At 71.8% G+C, this 4,456-nt stretch carries 2 protein-coding genes; both read right to left on the bottom strand.

What is annotated here, in order from left to right:
* Positions 1-1,269 precede the first annotated feature (1,269 nt).
* Positions 1,270-2,247 carry an aldo/keto reductase gene (locus ABT160_RS46465; RefSeq protein WP_351656338.1) on the bottom strand — a complete coding sequence of 326 codons (978 nt, stop codon included), beginning with the start codon at positions 2,245-2,247 and terminating at the stop codon, positions 1,270-1,272.
* Complete coding sequence (locus ABT160_RS46460) at positions 2,237-2,659, bottom strand: tRNA-specific adenosine deaminase (protein WP_351656335.1); 423 nt, start codon at positions 2,657-2,659, stop codon at positions 2,237-2,239. The genes ABT160_RS46465 and ABT160_RS46460 overlap by 11 nt, the downstream gene beginning before the upstream one ends.
* Positions 2,660-4,456: the final 1,797 nt, after the last annotated feature.

Below are 4,456 nucleotides of genomic sequence, written 5' to 3'. Positions count from 1 at the left end.
CGTACCCCCTACGACGAGGCCACCGCCTGGTCACACCACGCAACCCTCCCAACCGCAGCTTGACACCGCTACGGCATGGGATGTCTGACAGCAGGTATATAGAGCGGACCGGGCTGGCGGCCACGATCGTCCCGCGGAACCGCGCAGGCAACCCGGGACGGCACCATGCGGCCCGGGTCTCGCTCTGCACGATGAGCCCCATCGCCACTGGGCTCCCAAGGAAGCCGACTTCCTGCCGATGCGGCCCAAGGGGCCAGGCCACCACGATGCACCGCCCCCGACCGGGACAGACGGGCCGAGGACAGACGGACACGCCGGCGGAATCCAGCACGCCGCTGAGGCCAGCGGCGGCGCTTCACCCGGCCCACAGCCGCCGCCAGGTCCACTCGTCGGGAACACCCTGCGCGGCAGCCCCGCGCAGCCCCTGATCGAGCTGGAATCGCGTACAGGCCGCCCGCAGCCGCTCGTCCCACACCTGAGCCCGCGCCAGAGCAGGATCCCTCTCCAGATCAGACCGCAAGTCCTCACCGTAGCCGCGTGAGATGAGCCGCAGCCGCAGCATCAGTATCCAGAAGTTCCCCGGTCCCGCGGCGAACGCCCCGGGACCGGGAAACGCCGCCGCCATCGCCCGTGCCCCGGCTCCCGACGCACCACCCGGCATCGGCCCGCGCGCAGGCCGGGTACTGGGATGACGACGAGACGCTGCGGCCCGCCCCGCCCGATCCTCAGCACCCGCCGACAGCCACCCCGGCCCCAGCTCCGGCCCGGGACCCGGCCAGGGCCCCCGACGCGCCACGGGCGTGGAACCGGCCCCGGCCCGCCGGGAGCCGGCGCACCCGCCTGTACCGGCCTGGTCACGGCGAGAACCCCGGCACTCCTGCCGCCCCGACTCCGACCCTGACTCCGGCCGCACCTGCGCCCGCTCCACCTCCGGCCGTGCCTGCCCCGGCCGCGCCCGATCCGCCTCCGCCTCTGCCTTAAGCCGGACGTGCTCCGGTGGCGTCTCCCTCGTCCCGGCCGCTATCAACGGCTGCCCAGACCACTGCCCGGTCAGCAGCCACCACACGTGCCGCCGCAACCGCGCACCCACAGTCAACAGTCCTGCCATGTCACGCACTCTCTTTCTCCCACCCCACCAAACGACATCACCGAACACCCCGCGACCACGAGACACCTCCAACACACCCCACCCACGCCGCGCCCCGCAGGCTCCGGCTCCCGGCCCCATCGCGGCCCCCGCCTCTCGCGGAGGCAGGGGGAACGCCTTTGTTACAGGGAACCGACTGTCGCCCTGGGGCGTGCTGTCCTGCGCCGGCGGACCGGCCCAGGGCAGCACGCTTCCAGCGCCGCCAGCTCGCTGGTGGTGAACGGCTGCGCGTACAACGCCCCGCAGCACGCCGCCAGATGAGCCGGATCCGTCGTGCCTATCAACGCCGACGCCACCCCCGGGCGTTGCAACACCCACCCCAGGGCCAGCTGCGCCGACGACTGCCCCCGGGACGCCGCCACCGCATCCACCCGCCCCGCCACCATTTCGTCCGCCACCGTCCACCCCGGCTGCCGCACCCCCGACAAGTCCCCGTGGGCCAGCGGAGCACACGCCACGAACCCCACCCCCCGCTCGGCCAGCAAGCGGAGCAGACCCTCCTCCACCCCGCGATCGGTCAGCGCGTACGAACCCTGCACCACCGCCGCGGGCACCCCCGCCTGCTCCAACAGGTCCAACATCCGCCCCGTTATCCCCACCGGCATCGACGACAAGCCCGCATACAACGCTTTGCCCCGGCGCACCGCGTCCGCCAGCGCCCCCGCGCACTCCTCCAAGGAGGCGCCCCGCTCCCACCGGTGCGCATAGAGCACGTCCACGTACTCAAGCCCGGTCCGCTGAAGCACTCCGTCCAGACCCGACAGGATCTGCTTGCGCGAGGCGAACCCCCGAAGAGGCAACGGACCCGACCCCAGCCCCAGCCGCACCGAGATCACCAGCTCATCCCGCCACGCCCGCCACCGGCCCAGCTCACCTCCCAGTGCCACCTCAGCCTCCCGGCGCGAGGCACTGGGAACCGTCACATCGAAATGCCCCACCCCCAGCTCCACCGCGTGCGAGACCATGTCGTGCAACCGCCTGCCCGCCCCCAGCGACGCCGCCCCCAACGCCAGCCCCAGCGTCGGCAGATGCAGACCACTACGCCCACACCGGCGCACCAGCCGCCCATCCGAACGCCACGAAACCGGATCAACACTCACAACGACTCCTCTCCGAACACACCCGGCCCAGGCCGGACCCGCCATGAACATCCGCCGCACCCCGGCCCAGCCGCAGCGCCCCGACACCCTCCGGCGTCGTGTAATAGGCCACCAGGACCCCGCCGCCCGACAGCGCCACCTGACAGCGCGCGCACGGCTTCGCCAGCGCCGGCAGCCCAGCCCCGCTCAGCCGCGCCACATACACCGCCGCCCCCGCCGCATCCCCCACCCGGCGCAGCAGCGACTCCTCCGCATGAAACGTCACATGCGACGGAGCCACCCACGGCGCATTGCGGAAACGATTCGGCGACTGTGCCAGCACCCGATTCCCCTTCACCAGCACCGCCCCCACCCGCTGGCGGCACCGCGACCGCGCTGCCTGCCGCAAGGCCAACTCCACAAACCTGCCCATACCCACACCTCCTGACGAAGTTGCCCGACACCATGACCACCAGGGCCCTCGCACTGCGCACCACGACGGATCACATCCCACGCTCCGGACCCGGCACCTGCGACGGACGCGGCGCCGGCACTCCCGCCATTCGCGGTGCACCCCCAGCCAGCCGGCCACGTGCCCAGCGCAACCGGCAGCCCTGCCACAGCAGCCACCACCGCACCCGACCTACCCCCAGCCGGCCACCTGCCTGGACCCGCCGCACCAGCCGGCCCGCAGCACGCAACCCACCCGATGCCGACTCCACGAAGGGCCCGAGCACCGGAACGGGACGCCGCTCCTCCACCGCCAAAGGACTGCGCGCACGCGGGATCATCGAAACCGCCTCCTCGCCTTCCGCAGAACAGCGCCGACCGACGTCGATGGACCAGGGCGGCCAGCCCCCTCGACAGCAGGGCGAGGACTATCTCCGGGCCAGACGCGGCATCGGAGCCCACCCCCACGGACCCGTTACCGGACCAGCCAGCACACGCCGCTGCGGAGCCGCTTCCAGCACCAGCCCCCGCGCCGTACGCAGCCACCTGCGCCCGCCCCCCACCCCCCGAGGCACCCGCAACGACGCACGCGGCCCGTACAGCTCACCCACCCTGCGCACCCGCGGCCGCCACACCGACTCCGGCATCCACAACCCCATCCCACCCGCACACCCATGACACGCACGGCCCAGCCCCGCCAGGACCGCCTCTTCCACCGGTGACTGCGCGCGTACTGCGCCCGAGGCGCCGGCTTCCACGAGCCGACCGCGGGACAGCGGCACAAACCCCAGCTCCCCACCGCACAGCCAGCACCCCTCCTCCACCACTGAGTCCCGCGCTGTGGCCCCCCAGCGCACGTGAGGCATGGGCGGGGCGGGAACAGCGCTGTGGAAGGTGATCACCACGACCGTGGTCACCGAGCGGACAGGCATCGCCAGAGGCTGCGAGAACCTGCTGACCGGCTCTTCGACCAGCGTGCAGGGACCCGAGACCGGAGCCGCCCAGCGCCGCGTCAGCGGCCGTGGAATCACCACCGCAGGAAACACCGCGGTCGGCACCCGACGCGGTGCCACCGCGACCAGCGGGGCAGGACGCCACACCACCAGCTCCGCCCCCGGCCGACGCCCGCCCCCACGGAGTCTGTCCTTCCAAGCACGGCCGCGACTGCTGCCGGCTGCCGAGGTCTCCTGCTGTGGCGAGACTCCCGCTGTAGCGCGCGGCCAGGACCACCCACCACTGGCTGCTGCGGTCACCGCCGCCCACAGCCTGCCAGCCGCGCGGCATACCCATGCGCTCAGGCGCCGCATCAGATCATTGATTCCCACAGAACGTCTCTCTCTCGAGGAACATGACGAGAACACCGGCAGGTCCCACACGAACCCCCCGTTGCGGAGCGGTTCAGTGTGGCCACCTGGTGGTGAAATCCATACTTATCCCGCCCAACAGGCCTGTCCCGCTCAAAAGATGGGCAACTGCCTGCAGTCCGACGCCACCGACCCCAGCCGTCCGGCACGTGCAGAATTCCCGACCACGACACCACGCGGTATGGCTCTGGCTTCTGCCCACTCAAGGCCATATTGCGGCACATGCCCGTCGTGTCCCCCAGGACTGTCGCACGGTGGAGTGGGCAGATGCCCACAATGCCCACGACCGGAAGAACATCCTGGACGGCGTCGGTTGGCGCTCTGGTCGGGGTCGACCAGGACGACCCGGCCGCCGTGCGCGAGGGTGCTCCACACGTCCAGCAGGCAGAGGTCGAAGTTGAGCGGCGCGTGGTTGA

Origin of the sequence: Streptomyces sp. NPDC001941, from assembly GCF_040296945.1 — a bacterium.
Lineage (GTDB): Bacteria > Actinomycetota > Actinomycetes > Streptomycetales > Streptomycetaceae > Streptomyces.
Note: the sequence above shows the minus strand (reverse complement) of the source record. Positions and strands in the feature narration are given on the sequence as shown.

Bases quoted from the DNA above. Each gene is read 5' to 3' on its own strand.
- ABT160_RS46460 (WP_351656335.1), bottom strand. From the start codon at position 2,659: ATGGGCAGGTTTGTGGAGTTGGCCTTGCGGCAGGCAGCGCGGTCGCGG.